A 19229-nucleotide genomic window follows, 5' to 3' on the forward strand; every position below is an offset into this window, starting at 1 on the left:
CCTGCACCAACTTTCGCCGGTACCGAGTCAAGTCGCGTAAATCCCGAATATGCTCCGGCGGTATCATACTTCCTTTAATCAAGCCGCACCGGTGCAAACTTGCCAACCATTGCGCATCCTTCATATCCGTCTTGCGTCCAGGCATGTTCTTCACATGACGGGCGTTAGCTACGACTAGTTCGCAGGTCGACTCCAATACATTCCAAATGGGCTTCCATAACACCCCGGTACTTTCCATGACGACTTCCTTGCATTCGTGGTCGGCCAACCAGTCCTGCAGTTTACATAATTCTTTGGTTGTGGTCCCAAATTCCGCAAAGATGGGGATTGGTTTTTTGTCGAGCGCTCCTTTGAACAAACAGGCTACGACTGTTTCCTGATGAACGTCCAACCCACAACAATTTTCTCGTATGGCATCCATGATCTCAACCTGCTTTCTCGTCATCTGACAAATCATTGCACCCTCTTTAGTGAATCTTTATACTCGCACTCGGCGTACATTTGGCGGTTCTCGCAGGGTGCAACGGGACGGTTTGTACAACAGGGTTAATCCCCACTAAATGCACCGTCCTCGGATTCGTCAGTTTCAGTATCGACAGGTATTCTTTATTTAGGCTTGTAGGTTTTAAGGTTTAAGTTTTGAAAAACAGGTGCGAGTACACAATTATTTTCATCCGCGGCGGTCGGAATGGCACATTACGGGATTGTTTGTACAGCTATTTTTCCGCCATCTGCCGGGTGGTTAAATTTAAATGCAGAAAGTGCATCTAAATCGGGCTGTTCAGAAGAGTACATCGAAATGATGGCATTTTAGATGTAGGAAATGCAGCTAGATAGGGAAAAACGCGAAATTGGCACTAAATAGATGTACTTTTTGCATTTAGCCTAAGTGTATTCTGGAGATTTACTAACGGAACATTTGTCGGAGGATGTGGCTCCATATAGCAAGTCCTATGCCAACGCCGTAAGGATGACCGCTACGCCATTAAACGTACCATGGATGATCATCGCGGGGAAGATAGAGCCTGTCTTCTCATAGGTCCACGCAAAGACGGCTCCGGTAATGAAATTCACCGGCAGCGTATTATAGGTAGGGATATGGGCAGCCGTAAAAATCGCGGAACTGATCAAAATCCCAGCGGAGACTCCCCAGTTTATGCGCATCCACTTATAAAGAAAGCCGCGATAAAAGATTTCCTCATAAACCGGTGAGACAACTGCCGAGGATACGAAGCCAATCAGAAATGTAACCCAGGTCATGTCCGTTTTTATAGACTTGGTTTTGGCGTTTTCCCATGAAATGTTCAGCAGATCCATCACCGTAAGAATAACCCCACTCGCTACGATTAAAGCTAAGGTCCACATTACAATACGTGTCCAATATCCCCTTGAAAATGCGCGTATCCCGACCTCCTTCCAACCTAAACGATGCGGCTTTATTGCTAAAAAATAAACGGCTAAGGTAAATACGATCGCCATCGCAAGTCCCGTGGAGGTGCCTGCGTATAAGCTGTCCTGGAATCTGCTGAATAGCAAGGCGTGCAGCTGCGTCTCAATAAATATTGGGACGACCACAAACGCGACCAGCAAGAGCAGCAGCAGCTCCTTCCAGGACCATGACATCGTTTTGAAAGCTTCTTTTTTCATCATCATTTAGCAATTCCTCCTATAATTCAGTTATGTTAGAATCAAGTGTAAATGGTGACGTTACGTCACCTGCAAGCTCTAGTTTTAGGAGGACAAAAGTTGACCTATTATTCTACCGGGGAAGTATCAAAGAAACTTAAAATGTCCCTGCGTACGCTGCGCTATTATGACCAGATCGGGTTGGTGGTCCCCTCCGTGAGAGAGGATAACGGCAGACGTTATTATTCGGATGAGGATATGCTGCTCCTTCAGAAAATCGCGTTATTAAAATCTACCTCCATGTCGCTGCAGGATATGAAGAAAATCATTAACCAAGTGACTATTGACAGGGTATTGTCCGTACATAAAGAACAGCTTGAAACTAACATTAAACAGTTAAAGGAAGCTTTACAGCATACCAATACTCTGCTCAATATACTGAAGCTGGATGGAGAGCTTTACTGGGATCAGTTAACTCCGCTAGTACTCGATGAGGAACGCAGCAGAAGTCGAGAGAATGCTAAGAGGCAGTGGGAGTCCTTGTTTAACGAGGAGGAAATTTCGATTCTATCGAAGCAGCTTCCAAAGCTGGAGGACGATCAGGGACAGACGATTAAATGGATCGATTTGGTCAAACGGATCGAGTGTTGTTTGGAGGATGGGAAAACTCCGAGTTCGAAGGAAGGCCAGTTAATCGCGGAGGATATTCAGCTGCTCACGAGGGAAACGTTTGGAGACCACCCCGAGATGGTTGAAAAGTTTTGGGAGGCTCGAAAATCGGAAACTGCTTCGGTGGCCCTACATCTATATCCGATCAAGAGGGAAGTGCTCACCTTCATCGAGAAGGCCATAGAGCATTTTGAAGAAAGCGATATGTAGAAATGCTGCCATGTTAACCGAAAGGCCAAGAGTGCTACAAAAAAAGGAATAATATACCGATATCCCTTATATACTTTATTCCCATCAGGAGGGCAAAAATGGACATCGTTGAAGCGTTGGTTCTGGCAGCACCCTATTTTAAAAAAATTCACTCTCAGGACATTATGATCGGAGTTACAGATAAAGAGGTATTTCATTATTACGCCCCTAGCAGGACACTCGACCTCGGGCTGGATAAGGGAAGCCCCATTCCCTCGAATGATGCAACACTGATGAATGCCTTGGCCGGACAAAGAACGATTAACCGACTTCCGGCAGAGGTGTACGGAAATCCGGTTATTTCGGCCGGTATACCGATTTATGGTCCGGATCAAACCGTGGTCGGAGCGCTTGCTCTGGCCTATACATTAGAAAACGAAGAGAAGCTTGAGTCACTGACGAAGGAAGTTAACGGAATCACCAATCATTTGGTCGACATGGTTCAGAATGTGGCAGCTCATGCGGAGGAACTGTCAGCGACGACCACCCATATTTTGGATAACACCCGTAAAACCGTAGAGGATTCCCAGGAAGTCAATAAGGTGACCAGTCTTATCCGCGAAATTTCCGAACAGACAAATCTGCTAGGCTTGAACGCTTCTATTGAGGCGGCTCGGGTTGGGGAGCTTGGAGCAGGATTTGGTGTTGTTGCGACAGAGGTCCGCAAGCTGGCGGTAAACTCGAAAGAAGCGACGCATGACATCGAGAAATCCCTGAGCACTGTTCAGCTGTCCATCAAACAGATGGAAAGAGAGATCCAATCGATTGCGGAATCTTCTACGGTGCAGGCAGAGCTTGTCACTGAATTTAGCGATGTGATTGAAAGACTGAATAAGGCTAGCAATGAAATGGCTGTATTCATTCAATCCTTCACGAGATGAGCAGATGAACATCTAACATTATGAATATTATAGAAAGGCTCCTCGGCGAGAGGAGCCTTTCTATTTGGGAAAGAACCGGCATTACATTCCCGGCATGCCAGCCATGCCGCCGATGATTAAAGGATTGACCATTCCGAAAATCATAGCCACGTGAGCTACCACGAGAAAGCCGCTGACGAAGAGAAAGTGCAGCTTCATCTTTCCTTCCTCAGTTTGCTTCCGGCCAATCAGGCCAAGCTCGAGGAGGGCAAGAGGGAGCAGGAAGAAGACGCCGCCTAGGTAGAAGGATACCGCAACTACGTCCACCCAGGTGTGCCATCCGCCATTTACGGTTAGCGGAACAAAGGCGGTTGGGAACAGGTACAGGAAGATCCCTGTAAAGTAGAAGCCTGCCAAGATGCTGCAAATTTTATTGAAGGTTCTTAGGCCGCTATGCAGACTTTTGTTAAACAGAATAAAAAACTCTGTGACCGTAATCGTTTCGGCAAAGATTACGGGTATCGCCATGAAAATGATGAGATTCCAAGGCTGATTATCCGCAAGCAAGGACATATAATGCGTCATGCTCATATTGTTTTCCTCCATAAGTGTTTTGTTTTCATGGCTTGATTGTATGCAATAAATATGGAGAAAGTATGTGGTCGGTGAATTTTTCGCGTATCGGTGTGACTGTTCTAGTGAAACGTATATGCGGTGATATATTTGGAAAACCTAAAAAAAGAATATATACGGAAGGAGCAAAGCTAATGGATGCTACTCTTGGAGCAGATGAGGTTGTCCGCCGAATCAAGCAGCTGCAAATGGATGGGAGTTCGATCAGCAAGAAGCAGGTCAAACAGAATGATCCGGAGTTGATGCGTAACGCTTTGTTTTATTTCCCTAGCTGGGAACACGCCGTAAAGAATGCGGAAACTTTGTCGTAGCAATTGAAGGTACTACAGAAAGCCAAGTCGGGTGGGCTGTCCCACGCCGGCTTGGCTTTTTTTGTAAGCAAACAAGTTGTTTATTTTCTTACGCTCGGCCGATATGATGGAGATACCTATCCTTTCAGCAGAGAAAGCCGGGATCCCTATGAAAAAATACATTCCTTTTACCTATAAAATGCTGATTCCTTATCTGATTCTTGTCTTACTCACCGATGTGATTATCGGCTATACCTCGTACACAATGCTTATTAAATCCAGAACAGAGATGGCGGAGTCGAACATCCGAACTGGCATGGAGCAGGCTAGAAACAATATCCGATATCAAATGGACGAGATTCAGCGGATGTCGGATACATTGTTCAGCAGTCTGTCATTTCAACGAGCGCTCCAAACAAAAGGGGAGCCTTATGATATCTATCTAACGATGCTGGATCAGATCGTGCCACAAATTACGGACCCGCTAAAGCTGTTTGGAAATCATATTCGACTGATGCTTTATACGATGAATTCGGACTTGAACATCGTGTCCGGCGATAATCTGGAGGAACCTATCAAGGACAGCGACTATTACATTCTACCTTTTGAAGACATCAAGGATAGCGTCTGGTATAAAGAGTTTAAAGATTCGGAGCGGGATAATATCTGGCTGCAGATCGACACGGACCAGCGCTTGGGAAATATATCGCACATTCGCAGACTGGTTTCGTATAGCGGCAACATGACCGTGATTGGGTATGTCCGCATTACGGCATCGCTGGATGATTTGTTCGGTGACTTCTCCACGTTTCCGGTCGAAGAAGGAATTACGCTGCGCCTGGTCGATACGACGCCGTCAGGAGGCTTATTGTATCAACGGGGGACTGGCAAGCAAGAGAAAGAGCCATCGGAGAATCTCGTTTTGCACGAGCCCATTCCGGGTACGAATTTTATCATCGAAACGACGGTGCCTAAAGCTTATTTGACCAAAGATGCCGGCCGGCTGAAGGAAGTCATCATGGCCGTGTGTGCGATTAGTTTTGTGGGGATGGCTTTCATCGGCTACATCGTGGCCCGTTTGTCCGGAAGGAAGATGTCCCGCATCGTTTACCTGGTGAGATCGTTCCGGGACGGAAACTTCCAGAAGCGAATCCGCTTCTCGGGAAATGATGAATTTGTTCATATAGCCGATGCGTTTAACGACATGGCCACTAATATTCAGGGACTAATTAATAGGGTTTACGTGCAGGGAATTCAGAAGAAGCAGGCGGAGCTCGAGGCGCTCCAGGCACAGATCAATCCTCATTTTCTCTACAATACATTATCAACAATTAGCAGTCTGGCCAATTTGGGTGAGACCGGGAAGGTAACCGATATGGTTCAAGGGCTTTCCCGGTTTTATCGCTTAACCCTGAATCAGGGGAATGTGTTCACCGCGCTGGAAAATGAACTTAAACAGGTAGAGACGTATTTGGATATTCAGAGGGTTAAGTACGCGGGGGCTCTATCGGTTTATTATGATGTGGACCCCGATATCATGCAGGTTCAGGTCATGAAGCTCATTTTACAGCCATTCGTCGAAAACAGCTTCAAGCACGCCTGGTTTGGGGAGACCATCGCAATTTGTATCACGGGAAAACGGCTTGGCGATCAAATTGAGCTTAAAGTGATCGATACCGGGATCGGCATGAGGCCGGAAACAGTAGACCGGTTGTTGGTAGGACCTAGCCAAACCGGCGGATACGGAGTGAAAAATGTAAATGAACGAATCAAGCTCAGATACGGTGAAAAATACGGCATCCACATCGCTAGCATTTTTGGCGGGGGAACGACGGTAAGAATCCTTCTGCCGGTGACTACTGAAGAGAATGACGATGCCGAATAGCTCAATTCGGTGAAATAGTATAGGTTTTCGTTGCAAAGCGCGATGTTCATGGCGGAATTTGGTAAGTATGCTCGTGGTAGGAAGTAATTACACCCGGAGGATGACAAACATGAGTATAAATGTTTTACTGGTTGACGATGAAGCGATTGATCTGGAGTGGCTTCGTCGTAGGGTGCTGGCAAGCGGAATCCATTTTGGTGAAGTGTCTACGGCTAACAATGGATTTAACGCACTGAAGGCGATGGAGCAGGAACGGGTCGACCTTATTTTGTCCGATATCCGCATGCCGATTATGTCGGGCATCGAATTTGCCCGGAACGCCAAGGAAATCAACCCGCAGGTAAAGATCGTGTTTATTAGCGGGCACGAGGATTTTGAATATGCGAAGGAAGCGATAAAGATCAGCGCCTCCGGTTATCTGCTGAAACCGGTAGAGGATCAGGAGCTGCTGAAGATGCTCAGTGAGCTAAGCGACGCCATTGAGCGGGAACGCGACAAGAATCGAACGCTCGCCGAGGCGCTGACGCTTGTAAATGAAGAGCTGCTGCTGCGCTGGTTGAACGATATTTCACCGGAACAGGTAGAAAGTCATATTCGAGGTTTTCTTGATTTACTCCTGAAAAAGGGTACGGCGGTAGCCCTGGTCGAAATTGATGACTTGGAATGGAAAACCGGCGATATGGATGAGGAACAGCGGCGCCGGGAGATTCAGAAGGTGATGTCTTTTGTAAAACAACTTACCATGGAAAAGAAGCTGGGTACGTTCATCACCAATCATCAGACAAGGTTTGTGATTTTATCCGGCGTGACTGAGACCGCTTTTCTGGACATGCTCGAAGAGCTGATTCAAGCTGTTCGGCAGAGCTCACCCTTCTCCCTTACGGTCGGTGTAGGAGGATTCGCCGAGACTGAGGAGCAGCTTCGGGAGTCTTACCGTCAGGCCCAGGCGGCCCTTAGCGCAAAGTGGCTGGTTGGCAAGGATAGATTGATTCGAGAGACACGCGTCTTGTCCTCAGAAAACCGGTCTGCGGAAAGACGTACGGATGAAGCCCTTGAGCGCATGCAAACGGCGATTTTAAACTATGACCTGGTCACGATTGACGATTGTTTGCTTGAACTCTTTTATAAAGGGACTGCGTTACCCCAGAAAAATGACGTTTATGATCTGATTATCCGGATCACCACAAAGCTTCATGCCGATCTACGGGAAATAAACGAAAATCTGTATGAGCTGCTAAAGTGGGATTCGCATCAGCCTGCGCTGCTGTTTCAGTTTGAGACGGTGCACGATATCATATCCTGGCTCAGGAAACGCTTCTTTGAGCTTTCGGAGCTGCTGTATGTGAAGAAGCAAAAGCAAAAGCGCAAGCTCATCCAGGAAATTATGCACTATGTAGAAAACAATCTGGAGCAGAAGATAACACTGAAGGAAGTCGCCGCCCATTTCGACTTTACCCCCAATTATTTGGGCTACCTGTTTAAGGAAGAGACGAACGTTCATTTCAGCGATTATTTGAATGAACTTAAGATGAAGCGCATCTGCGAGCTCCTGACGGACCCGAGGCTGAAAATCTATGAAATCGCGGAAAGGATGGGGTATAAGAATATCATCTATTTTAACCGTCAATTCAAGCAGGCGGTCGGGATGACGCCGGGGGAATATCGCAAATCCAACAAAATCTGATCTGCCTAAGACCTGTGCAGCCTGCTGGAAAGCTGCCAGGTCTTTTATAAACTTTAATTTTTGATCATCGTGGAATTTGTATTAGTTTTAGTTGTTTCGCTGAATCCCCTTACAAAATACTTCTCTTTATACTAAGCATATAGACATTAGACACACAACAAGAGGGGAGTAGAAATGAAATGAAGGGACGCGGCTTTTGGAGCGATGTCAAAAAGTACAAGGTTTTGCTGCTTATGTTGACGCCAGCCGTTCTATTTTTTCTATTATTCGCTTATGTGCCGATGGCGGGAATCGTGTTGGCTTTTAAGCAATTCAACTATACCGGCGGTGTCTTCGGTAGCCCATGGAACGGACTCGATAACTTCCGCTTCTTCTTTGATTCGGGAGATGCCTGGAGGGTCACCAGAAATACGGCTTTATACAATATTGCATTCATCGTCGTCAACAACGTTCTGCAAATTTTTGCAGCGATTCTGTTGTTCGAGGTCGCCGGGAAATGGTTCCGGAAAATCACCCAGACGATGTTGTTTCTCCCGTATTTTATTTCGTGGGTCGTGGTAGGGGCGATCGCCTACAATTTGTTCAACTTCGATTACGGTACGATCAATGTAATCCTGAACGCGATCGGGCTTGAATCAATCGATATTTACAACACAGCTGCCTATTGGCCGGTGATCCTGATCGTTGTTTCGGCCTGGAAAACGCTTGGATATGGGACGATCATGTATTTGGCGGCGATTACGAGCATCGATACGGAAATGTACGAAGCGGCAGAAATCGACGGAGCCAACATCTTTCAGCGGATTCTTAAAATTACCATTCCTAATTTGCTTCCAACCGTAATTATCCTGGTGCTTCTGGCGATCGGTAACATCTTCCGCGGCGACTTTGGGATGTTCTACAACATGGTTGGCAACAACGGTCTATTGTTCTCGTCGACCGACGTCATCGACACCTTCGTATTCCGTTCGCTGACGACTTCCAACGAGATCGGGATGTCTGCGGCAGCCGGCTTCTATCAGTCCATACTCGGTTTTGCGACGATCATGCTTGCCAACTATGCGGTACGTAAATACGACAAGGAACGGGCTTTGTTCTAGAACGCCTTGAGTCTTAAGCAGTTCCAAGTACCGATAGCTGATACGCAAACACGATATGAATTGGGGGTAATTTTCATGAGTACTATGGCTACAAAATATAGCAACCCGGCAGTGGGGCCGGGAACTAAACGGGGCATGCAAGCAGACCGTTTGGCACTGCAAATCATCGGTTACACGGCACTCACCTTGCTTGCGCTGTTTTGTATCTTTCCGTTTCTCCTGGTGATTTCCTCTTCGTTAACGGAGGAGAGCACCATCATTAAGGAGGGGTTTCAGCTGTTCCCGACCGATTTCTCGGTCGAAGCCTACAGCCTCCTGTTCAAATATCCAACGGAGATGCTCAAGGCGTACGGAATCACGATTTCGGTTACGCTGCTTGGCACCTTATCAGGTCTATTCCTGACAGCCATGACCGCTTATGTATTGTCGAGAAAAGATTTTAAATGGCGGAGCCAGTTCTCCTTCTTCTTCTTCTTCACGACATTGTTCAGCGGCGGCCTAGTCCCTTGGTATTTGCTCATTGTGAATTATTTGAACCTGAAGGATACGCTGGTTGTCTTGATTTTGCCGATGCTGATGAACGTGTTCTACATCATCGTGATGAAATCATTTATGAGCAGCATTCCGGAGGCGATTATTGAATCGGCCAAAATTGACGGAGCGGGAGACTTCCAAATCTTTGTCCGGTTTATTCTACCACTTTCGAAGCCGGCCTTGGCAACCATCGGTTTGTTCATAGCCTTGGCATACTGGAACGACTGGTACAACGCGCTCTTGTTCATCTCGAAATCTGATTTGATGCCGTTGCAGTATTACCTGTACCGTCTGCTTGGAAATATGGATGGAATGCGTAAAGCGATGATGGAATCTGGAGCCGTAGTAACCACGGACATTCCTTCGGAAAGCCTGAAGATGGCCATGACGATTGTAGCAACCGGCCCGATCCTGCTCGCCTACCCGTTCATTCAGCGTTATTTTGTTCAAGGACTTACGATTGGTGCTGTGAAAGGATAATCCCGGGGCAACCCGGTTTATCAATATACTTATAAAATTTGAATTTAGGGGGAACTGAATTCATGAAACAGATGAAGAAGAAAGCGGCGTTTTTGCTAGTAATGGTGTTGACTCTGGCCACTCTTCTAAGCGCTTGTGGAGGCGACAAGGCAAATAGCGGCAATGCCGGTACGGAGACAAATAAAAATGCGGCGACTGCCAGTAATGGGCAAGTAGACATGTCCCAGGAAGTGAAGCTCAAAATGCTGCTGGTCGGAGGCAAGCCGGCTGATTATGATGAAGTGTTTGGCGAACTGAATAAGCTGTTGAAGGAGAAAATCAACACGACGGTCGAAGCCGAATTTTTGGATTGGTCCGACTGGACCCAGAAATATCCGCTAAAATTTGCTGCAAACGAAGATTTTGACATCGCTTACACAGCGAACTGGGCTTTTTATAACGATCAAGTGTTAAAAGGCGGCTTTAAAGAGATCACCGACGACATGCTGCAAAAGTATGCGCCAAAAACCTGGGAAGCGATGCCAAAAACTTCTTGGGAGCAAGCAAAAGTTGGCGGCAAGCTGTACATGGTGCCGAACAACAACCAGGAAGTAACCGACAAAGTTGTATTCATTCGCGAGGATCTGCTTAAGAAGTATAACCTTCAGCCGGTGAACAGTCCGGAAACATACGCTGCTTATTTAAAGGCAGTTGGCGCAAACGAGAAGGGCATGAGCGCATTTGGCGCAAAACCGGCCGACGGCTGGAAATGGCATGAGCTGGACCAAATCCTGCTGGAGCAGCAAAACGAATGGAACCTGGTGGATTACAATTTCCCTCTAGCCTACAAATTAGACGATGCGACCGGCAAAGTATTTAACGTTTACGACACGCCGGAATTTAAGCAGTTGATTACGTACTACAAAGATTTGGCTGACAACAAGGCTTGGTCCAAAAATATCGTCAGCAATAAAAATGACGTATGGCAGGATATCAAAGCCGGCAAAGCCAGTTCGTACGCACATAACCTGGGGACGATTTCGACCAATGTAGGCGAATTGCGCCGCGACAAACCGGAGATGGTAGGGGCTATCGCCGATCTTACGCCGGACAAGAAAAAAATCGGGGCGATTTCTACCCAGAACGGTATGGCCATTCACGCGACTTCTAAAAACTTAGAACGCTCGCTGATGCTGATTGACCTGCTGCAAAACGACAAACAAATCCATGACCTGACGATGTACGGGATTTCCGGCAAGCATTACGTACCGGTGGGCGACGATAAGTACAATCCGGGTCCAAACGCCACCAATTACACTGGATTTTCCAACTGGGGCTGGAATTCCTTGCTGAACCGTACCGACGCTTCCTACCCGGAAGAAGGCAATAAAATGCTCGCGGATTGGCAGTCTAAGGTATATCACTTCCCACTAGAAACGTTCGTGTTTGATGACGCGAAAGTGAAGAACGAAGTGGCTAACGTTGGAAACGTCATGCTGCGCTATGCAATTCCGCTCGAATACGGTTTGATCAAAGACCTGGACAAAGGCCAAGCAGATCTGGTGAAACAATTGAAAGCTGCCGGGCTTGATAAGATTCAGCAAGAACTGCAAAGCCAAATCGATGCTTTCCTGGCTGCGCAAGCGAAATAAGTTCGATTCAAAGGAGGGGACGCCCGTCCCCTCCTTTTTGCTATAGGATAGGCCTAGATATCTATAATGGATGAAACGGAGTGAGGATGCGATGACGACAAAATATCCGCCGATCAGCAGCAAGCTGCCGGTGTTTATGCATGGCGCTGACTATAACCCTGAGCAGTGGCTGCATGATCCGAAGGTGTTTGAAGAAGATATTCGCCTCATGAAGCTGGCGCATTGCAATGTTATGTCTGTAGGGATTTTTTCTTGGACCATGCTGGAGCCGGAAGAAGGAGTTTACCGTTTTGAATGGCTGGACCGCGTGCTGGACACCTTTGCCAAGAACGGAATTTATGCTTGGCTTGCGACGCCGAGTGGCGCTCGTCCGGCCTGGATGTCGGAAAAATATCCGGAGGTGCTGCGCGTCGAAGCTAACCGTCAGCGCAACCTCCACGGCTTGCGGCACAACCATTGCTTTACCTCGCCGGTATATCGTGAGAAGGTGCGGCTGATGAATACCGAGCTGGCTGAACGCTACTCGAACCATCCGGCGGTTGTCGGCTGGCACGTATCCAACGAATATGGCGGAGAGTGTCACTGCGATTACTGCCAGGAGGCTTTTCGCGAGTGGCTGAAGCGCAAGTACGGAACGCTCGACGCGCTCAATCAAGCCTGGTGGACCACATTTTGGAGCCATACGTATACCTCCTGGTCCCAGGTCGAATCGCCGGCCCCGCATGGTGAAATGATGGTCCATGGGCAAAATCTCGACTGGCGACGTTTTGTATCCGACCAGACGATCGATTTTTACAAGCATGAAATACAGCCTTTGAAGTTGGCCAATCCAGATCTGCCGTGCACGGTAAACATGATGGATCTGTTCTATGGCCTGGATTACCGTGAATTTGCCAAGGAGGTAGACGTCATTTCCTGGGATGCTTACCCTACTTGGCATGAAGCGGCATCGGAAGGGAACATCGCTTCCTGGTTCGCCTTTAACCATGATCTGTTCCGTTCGCTCAAGAAGAAGCCGTTTATGCTGATGGAGAGCACGCCAAGCCTTACCAACTGGCAGCCGGTCAGCAAGCTGAAGCGTCCGGGAATGCACCGACTATCTTCGCTGCAAGCTGTGGCGCACGGGTCCGATACGGTGCAATATTTTCAGTGGCGGAAAAGCCGCGGGTCAAGCGAGAAGTTCCATGGTGCGGTGATCGATCATGCAGGTCATGAGCATACCCGGGTATTCAGTGATGTCGCCGAGCTGGGGCAGACGTTATCCGGGCTGACTGAGGTGGTAGGGACTACCGTTCCGGCCGAGACCGCGATCCTGTTTGATTGGGATAACCGCTGGGCGATTAATGATGCCCAAGGACCGCGGAACAAGGAACTTCATTATGAACAAACTGTGGTACAGCAGTACCGCGCGCTGTGGGAGCTGGGCGTACCTACCGATATCATCGGTTCGTTTGATGATTTCTCCGGCTACAAGCTGCTTGTCGTACCGATGGCTTATCTGCTTCGGGAGGAAACCGGACGAAAGATCGAGCAATTCGTAAAGGACGGCGGGACCTTGCTCACAACCTATTGGTCTGGCATCGTGAATGAGAACGACCTCTGTCATCTAGGCGGGTTCCCGGGACCTCTGCGGAAAACGCTAGGGATCTGGGCCGAGGAAATTGATGGGCTTCATGACCATGACCAGAACGCATTGATTATGCAGAGCGGTCATGAGCTCGGCATAGCGGGCACGTTCGCCATTCATGAGCTGTGCGAGCATATTCATACCGAAGGCGCGAGAGTGCTAGGGGTTTATGAGCATGATTTTTACGCCGGGAAGCCGGCATTTACCGTGAACCAATTCGGGCAGGGCAAGGCGTACTACTTGGCGGCTCGGGTGAGCGACCCGGCATTTTATGAGGCACTGTACGGCAAGCTGGTTGAAGAGGCGGGGGTACATCGTGCACTCGATACCGTGCTTCCGACAGGTGTAACGGCGCAGATTCGTACGGATGGAGTTCATGATTACGTATTTGTGCAAAACTTCTCCGGACAGGCGGCGAAAGTCGAGCTGGATCAGCAAAGCTATGTCAACGCAGAAACTGGAGATCCAGTTTCGGGGCTTCTGGAGCTGCCGGTGAATGGGATTGTTATTCTGAAGCGCAAAGGACTGTAACGGTTAACATAGAAGGATAGGTTGGGCCCTGTTTCTACGCGAAAGCGAAAGGAGCAGGGCCCATACTGGCTAGAACAAAATTTATACCGTAGAACTTACTAAATGCATTTTGTGCAGTTAAACAACGTCCTATTGGTAACTTTGAACCGGAAATAGCTGCACTATTTACATTAACTCTTATTCGTAATAAATGCATAGAATTAATACTCTCTAAAATTGAATATAACTTTACAAGCGAGGAGGATTATATCCTTGCTTTTTTATTTATTGACGATTTATCGATGGTGCGGTAACGTTAATCCATGTGCTTCTCCTCTTGTTGAGAGTAATGGACAACGTGCCTACTTCTCTGCAATAGGAGAATTTTTATAACTCTGCGATACAGCTTTCTTATTCCATAAACAGTTAATTTTATCTTGTTGAATTTTAGTGTACAATTTTATGCAACGCTAGTGCATAGAAATGTATAATATTTATTACGGCCTAAACGAGGGTGGGAAAGTAACTGTTACACAGAAAATAAATGATAATCACTTGAAGTTATCAAGAAGGGGAGGACATATGAAAGCAACCAAGATCTCATTTTTTCTACTATCGCTGCTCCTCCTGGTGGCCGGATTATCCGGTTGGACGGGGAACGCTGCTGCGGAATCCGGTTCAGACAAAACGTACGTCATTGCTACCGACACTACGTTTGCTCCGTTTGAATTTCAGGATGTAAACGGCAATTTCGTCGGTATCGACATGGAGCTGATGGAGGCCATTGCCAAGGATCAGAATTTTAAGTACGTCATTAAACCGCTAGGGTTTAACGCAGCCGTTCAGGCGCTGGAAGCGAACCAGGTGGACGGCGTCATCGCAGGGATGAGCATCACCGACGAGCGGAAGCAAAAATTCGATTTTTCAGAAGCTTATTTCCAGTCCGGCGTAGTTATGGGCGTGAGCGAAAAGAATGACACGATCAAAAGCTACGAGGATTTAAAAGGGGAAAAGGTTGCCGTAAAAACCGGGACGGAAGGCTACAGCTTCGCCGAATCAATCTCGTCCAAATATGGGTTCACGATCGTCCCGTTCGACGATTCCTCCCAGATGTACGACGACGTTAAAACCGGGAACTCGGTCGCCTGCTTTGAAGATTATCCTGTACTGGCCTATGGGGTCACCCAGAATAACGGGCTGAAGATTGTGACCGATAAGGAAGAAGGCGCCTCATACGGCTTTGCGGTAACCAAAGGGAAAAACCAAGAGCTTTTGGCCAAGTTTAACGCTGGATTAGCCAACCTGCATTCCAATGGTGAATATGACCGCATTCGTGAAAAATATCTCGGCGAAGCAGGGCAGCCTGAAAAACAACTTAGCCGCTGGGAGCTCATTCAAAAGTCGCTTCCCGCTCTATTTACAGGGCTCGGCAAGACGCTGATGTACACGATTGTTTCGTTGATTTTTGCCTTCATTTTAGGACTTGTTTTTGGGTTTATGAAAGTGGGACGGAATCGCTTCTTGAGGGGCGTTGCGACGGTGTTCGTCGATGTCTTTCGCGGCATTCCGCTAATCGTTCTGGCCTTCTTCATCTACTTCGGTATTCCGCAGGCCCTGGGCTTTAAGATGCCGTTGTTCCTGGCTGCCATTCTGACGCTCAGCTTGAATGCGGGAGCTTATATCACGGAAATTATCCGTGGCGGGATTCAGTCGATTGACCGCGGCCAAATGGAAGCCGCTCGTTCGCTTGGCCTGCCTTACCGCAAAGCGATGATGAAGATTGTCATCCCGCAAGCGATACGCGTCATGATTCCAGCCTTTATCAACCAGTTGGTCATTACGCTCAAGGATACATCGATTCTGTCGGCCATCGGTCTCGTCGAGCTGACGCAATCCGGTAAAATTATTATCGCCAGAACGTTCGCCTCGTTTGATATCTGGCTGGTCGTTGCCATCATGTATTTAGTTGTCATTACGGTGTTAACGAAGATTTCCGGCTATCTGGAGGGGAGGGTGCGTCGTGGGTAAAATTCGGGTTAAAGGATTGAAGAAAAACTATGGCACCCAACAGGTGCTGAAAGGAATTGACTTGGAGGTTCAGGAAGGAGAGGTCGTCTGCATGATCGGCCCTTCCGGCTCGGGGAAAAGCACGTTTTTGCGTTGCATTAACCGGCTGGAGGAAATTACGGCGGGACAAGTGATCGTCGATGACCGGGATCTGAATGATCCTAAGACGGACATCAACAAAGCACGCGAAAATATCGGGATGGTGTTCCAGCATTTCAACCTGTTCCCGCATTTCAATGTGCTGAAAAATATTATGTTTGCCCCGATGGAGCTCGGCAAAATGAAGGAGGGCGAGGCGCGCAGCACAGCGCTGCGTCTTCTGGATCGGGTAGGCTTGTCGGATAAAGCCGAGGCCTTCCCAAGCCAGCTGTCAGGTGGGCAGAAGCAACGGGTAGCCATCGCCCGGGCCCTTGCGATGAATCCCGACGTCATGCTGTTCGACGAACCGACCTCGGCGCTCGATCCCGAAATGGTCGGCGAAGTGCTTGGCGTCATGAAGGACCTGGCTCGCGAGGGAATGACGATGGTCATCGTCACGCATGAGATGGGCTTCGCCCGCGAGGTTGCGGACCGGGTCATCTTTATGGACGGCGGTTATATCGTAGAAGAGGGAACGCCGGAGGAAGTCTTTGGCAATCCTAAGAACGAGCGGACGATCAACTTTTTGGAAAAAGTGCTTTAAACCATACACTAGATATCAATACCATAGCAGCGGCGCATCAGGACTCTATTCAGACCTGGTTCGCCGTTGTTTTTATTTTCAGCGTTGCTGAAAAAAGTACATTTGAAAAGGGGAGGAGCCCCCTCGCTTGCCCGGTATGGGCCATTTTATCGGCAGGTTTTAGCAGGAAAACTTCCCGTTATTTTTGGTGAAAAAGGTAGATTGGGCTTAATTAACTGGAAAATCTCCCGTTAATTTTTCTAATATCGACTGTATTGGGGGAAATGCATCATATTAACAGGAGGATTTCCCTCTAATTTTTTCTAATCGGTCATCCGTGGTTAATTAGCGTGAGAATTTCCCTCTAAATTTCTCTTCAATTGGCTATCCGTTCAATTCGCGGGAGGTTGCATTATCGGAATGTGTCTGACAGCAGAGCCATATACTTCATTGGCACTTAAATACATGGGACGGAAAATAGGACGAAAGTAGACCTAAAATTATCCGACAGGATAGCAGGAACGAAATAACTTGCAGGGAATTATTAGAAGACCATAAAATAAAAGTAAGATGTTACCGCGACGGTGAAGGGGTTTTAACGTGCAATGAAAATCATTTATATTCTGATGTTCCTGTCTCTATGGTCACTAGGACTCTTTTTCCTATTTCACAGAACTAGAGGCAATATCTGGATTGCGCTGACGATATTGCTCGGTGGTTCGGCAAGCTATGCCTTCGCGATGCATCTGTCTATCATGCCGCACTTCGTTCATGCGCAGTGGCTCCCTGTCTCCATTAGTCATTTGCTATACCTGTCTACGGTAGTGGCGATGAACATCTACTTTTATGTACTTCCCACTGTATTTGCCATGGGAGGACTATGGCTTAATGACCACATGTCCTTGCGCCTAAAGTGGAACATATCGGGGGTGCTGCTGCTCGGGGCGGGAGCTCTGCTCACCGGCCACCTGTTGAATGAGTCCTTGAACTCCTTTGAGGTGGACCGTTTTCGTTTGTGGGATGGCTTGTACATCGCCTTGGGCTGCTTCTTCTATTATCTGGCGTATGCCCGTGAGCGCAATCCTTCACTTCGTCATCGAAGAAGACGCACTCTCCTGTTTCCGATGGTGATGCTGTGGGCTTATACCAGCGATTATGTGGGCTTTGAGAGGCTTAAGCTCGGCTGGTGGAGCTTCGAGTTGAAGAGCAACGGAATGTGGGAAGCCAACTTTATCGTTATATTAGGCACCGTGGCGATCATACTGTTCTATACAATCCGCTACGGATTTCTAGGTATTAAGCTGAGGATCGAACGCGAGCGGATTGACTACTCCATTCGGACGTTAACGATGGGCGTGTCCATTCTGAACCATTCGATCAAAAATGAAATTCAGAAAATCGACTATTTGGCCGAAAAAAGCAGGAAACAGCTGCAGGCGGGACATTCCGACAAAGCGTTTCGGACGATAGAACAGGTCCACTCCTTAACCGCTCACCTGCTGAACATGGTCAATCGCATCAAGGAGAAGGCGGAGGATATCGTCCTGGACGAGGGGGACTATGATATCCGTACATTGATCGATTCCGTCGTGCAGTCCGCCAGTACACTGGTTGAGAACAAGCCGGTCATTCTAACCGCACGGTATGAAGCAGAGGGACGCCTGGTATGCGATGCTGTTCATGTACGCGAAACGCTGTCGAACATGATCCGCAATGCGCTGGATGCGATGCCTTCGAGTGGCGGGAAAATTACGCTGCGAACGATGGCCACACGCAAGGAATTCCGCATCGAAATCAAGGATAACGGGGTCGGGATTCCGCAAGAGTATCTATCCAAAATATTTGAACCTTTTTTTACCACGAAAAAAAATGCGCTGAACTACGGTCTTGGGTTGTCCTACTGCACCAGCGTCATTACGAAGCATGGAGGCAGCTTGTCGGCGGACAGCGAACCGGGCATCGGAACGACGTTCGTGCTTCATTTTCCGGCCTTCAGGTTCAGAGCCAGCGCGCATAACATCAAGCTGACAAGGGAGCGCCACAGTCTGGACCACCTTAATCCATCTTGAAATTAGTCAATTTATTCTTAATGCTGCGAAGCTGGGTTTTGATCGTATTTGTTGATTTGTGGAGGTGCTCCGAGATTTCCCGTTTACTGAGTCCGGTTTTACGGAGGTCGAACACCTCACGCTCCATCGGCGTAAGCTCCATCAACTGCATCTCGTTGCGCATAATTTGGGCAGCATCGGAATGAATCGAGGAGCGTCCGTGCTGCGCTTCGCGAATAGCCTGCAAGATGTCTTCATAGCTGGATTTGTTTATATAATTTAAAGCCCCGAGGCGAAATGATTTCATGATGACTTCAGCTTCTGTAATCGAGGTTAACATGATGATCTTCACCGGCTTCAGATTGGGGAGACGCAAAATTTTCTCTACCGCCTCAAGTCCGTCCAGATTGTTCCCCGTTAAGTTAATATCCATCAGGATCACATCAATGTCCCGCTGGGAAGCGGCTTCGATCGCTTCCTCTTTCGTTGCGGCTACCGCAACAACTTCTATATCAGGCTCATCGGCCAAATCCGAACTAATATGATCCCGCCAGAATGGATCGTCCTCCACCAGCATAATACGGATCAACTCCATCCTTCAGCCTCCTCTTACAGATGTTTACAGTCAAGTCCAGTATATCAAATCTATCACTCATTGCGATAGGATGAATTCAC

The 19229-nt window shown here is 47.9% G+C and carries 16 protein-coding genes; 12 read left to right on the forward strand and 4 right to left on the reverse strand.

All coding sequences use genetic code 11. The features are described from left to right. Together ACFQ3W_RS12345 and ACFQ3W_RS12350 are read right to left on the reverse strand one after the other, a co-directional pair. The coding region (locus tag ACFQ3W_RS12345; protein ID WP_379319533.1) for an IS110 family transposase at positions 1–445 on the reverse strand (445 nt) is incomplete at its 3' end. Positions 446–951: 506 nt separating this feature from the next. Next, entirely contained in the window at positions 952–1653 is a 702-nt protein-coding gene (locus ACFQ3W_RS12350) for a CPBP family intramembrane glutamic endopeptidase (RefSeq protein WP_379319534.1), read from the reverse strand. Between the two features lie 93 nt (positions 1654–1746). On the opposite strand from ACFQ3W_RS12350, the gene ACFQ3W_RS12355 reads away from it, so the two are divergent. Together ACFQ3W_RS12355 and ACFQ3W_RS12360 are read left to right on the forward strand one after the other, a co-directional pair. After that, positions 1747–2505 carry a MerR family transcriptional regulator gene (locus ACFQ3W_RS12355; protein WP_379319535.1) on the forward strand — a complete coding sequence of 253 codons (759 nt, stop codon included), beginning with the start codon at positions 1747–1749 and terminating at the stop codon, positions 2503–2505. A gap of 98 nt (positions 2506–2603) precedes the next feature. After that, complete coding sequence (locus tag ACFQ3W_RS12360; RefSeq protein ID WP_379319536.1) at positions 2604–3425, forward strand: methyl-accepting chemotaxis protein; 822 nt, start codon at positions 2604–2606, stop codon at positions 3423–3425. Between the two features lie 81 nt (positions 3426–3506). Here ACFQ3W_RS12360 and ACFQ3W_RS12365 read toward each other — a convergent pair whose 3' ends face one another. Beyond that, positions 3507–3995: a DUF6803 family protein gene (locus ACFQ3W_RS12365; RefSeq protein WP_379319537.1), complete on the reverse strand. Its 489-nt coding sequence runs from the start codon at positions 3993–3995 to the stop codon at positions 3507–3509. A gap of 176 nt (positions 3996–4171) precedes the next feature. Here ACFQ3W_RS12365 and ACFQ3W_RS12370 point away from each other — a divergent pair, with 176 nt between their 5' ends. From ACFQ3W_RS12370 to ACFQ3W_RS12415, 10 genes are all read left to right on the forward strand, one after another. Next, entirely contained in the window at positions 4172–4348 is a 177-nt protein-coding gene (locus tag ACFQ3W_RS12370) for a hypothetical protein (RefSeq protein ID WP_379319538.1), read from the forward strand. Positions 4349–4496: 148 nt separating this feature from the next. Then, a complete protein-coding gene (locus ACFQ3W_RS12375; protein ID WP_379319539.1) occupies positions 4497–6212 on the forward strand; it encodes a sensor histidine kinase in 1716 nt (571 codons plus the stop codon). Positions 6213–6321: 109 nt separating this feature from the next. After that, positions 6322–7896, forward strand: coding sequence for a response regulator (locus ACFQ3W_RS12380; protein WP_379319540.1), 1575 nt, complete (start codon positions 6322–6324; stop codon positions 7894–7896). Positions 7897–8075: 179 nt separating this feature from the next. Further along, complete coding sequence (locus ACFQ3W_RS12385; RefSeq protein WP_379319541.1) at positions 8076–8996, forward strand: ABC transporter permease; 921 nt, start codon at positions 8076–8078, stop codon at positions 8994–8996. Positions 8997–9080: 84 nt separating this feature from the next. Then, positions 9081–10010: a carbohydrate ABC transporter permease gene (locus ACFQ3W_RS12390; protein ID WP_379319750.1), complete on the forward strand. Its 930-nt coding sequence runs from the start codon at positions 9081–9083 to the stop codon at positions 10008–10010. 62 nt (positions 10011–10072) lie between these two features. Then, on the forward strand, positions 10073–11641 hold the full coding sequence (locus ACFQ3W_RS12395) for a DUF3502 domain-containing protein (protein ID WP_379319542.1): 1569 nt from the start codon (positions 10073–10075) through the stop codon (positions 11639–11641). A 91-nt stretch (positions 11642–11732) separates the two neighbouring features. Next, the gene (locus tag ACFQ3W_RS12400; protein WP_379319543.1) at positions 11733–13799 is read left to right on the forward strand and encodes a beta-galactosidase; all 2067 of its coding nucleotides are present in this window, start codon (positions 11733–11735) and stop codon (positions 13797–13799) included. A gap of 561 nt (positions 13800–14360) precedes the next feature. Next, the gene (locus ACFQ3W_RS12405; protein ID WP_379319544.1) at positions 14361–15806 is read left to right on the forward strand and encodes an amino acid ABC transporter substrate-binding protein/permease; all 1446 of its coding nucleotides are present in this window, start codon (positions 14361–14363) and stop codon (positions 15804–15806) included. Continuing rightward, positions 15799–16527, forward strand: a complete 729-nt coding sequence (locus ACFQ3W_RS12410) for an amino acid ABC transporter ATP-binding protein (protein ID WP_379319545.1) — start codon at positions 15799–15801, stop codon at positions 16525–16527. Before ACFQ3W_RS12405 ends, ACFQ3W_RS12410 begins: the two co-directional genes overlap by 8 nt. Positions 16528–17111: 584 nt before the next feature. Further along, the gene (locus ACFQ3W_RS12415) at positions 17112–18575 is read left to right on the forward strand and encodes a sensor histidine kinase (RefSeq protein ID WP_379319546.1); all 1464 of its coding nucleotides are present in this window, start codon (positions 17112–17114) and stop codon (positions 18573–18575) included. Here ACFQ3W_RS12415 and ACFQ3W_RS12420 read toward each other — a convergent pair. Then, positions 18562–19149, reverse strand: a complete 588-nt coding sequence (locus ACFQ3W_RS12420) for a response regulator (protein ID WP_379319547.1) — start codon at positions 19147–19149, stop codon at positions 18562–18564. The genes ACFQ3W_RS12415 and ACFQ3W_RS12420 overlap by 14 nt on opposite strands. Positions 19150–19229 lie beyond the last annotated feature (80 nt).

Origin of the sequence: Paenibacillus puldeungensis (assembly GCF_042678945.1) — a bacterium.
Classification (GTDB): Bacteria; Bacillota; Bacilli; order Paenibacillales; family Paenibacillaceae; genus Fontibacillus; species Fontibacillus puldeungensis.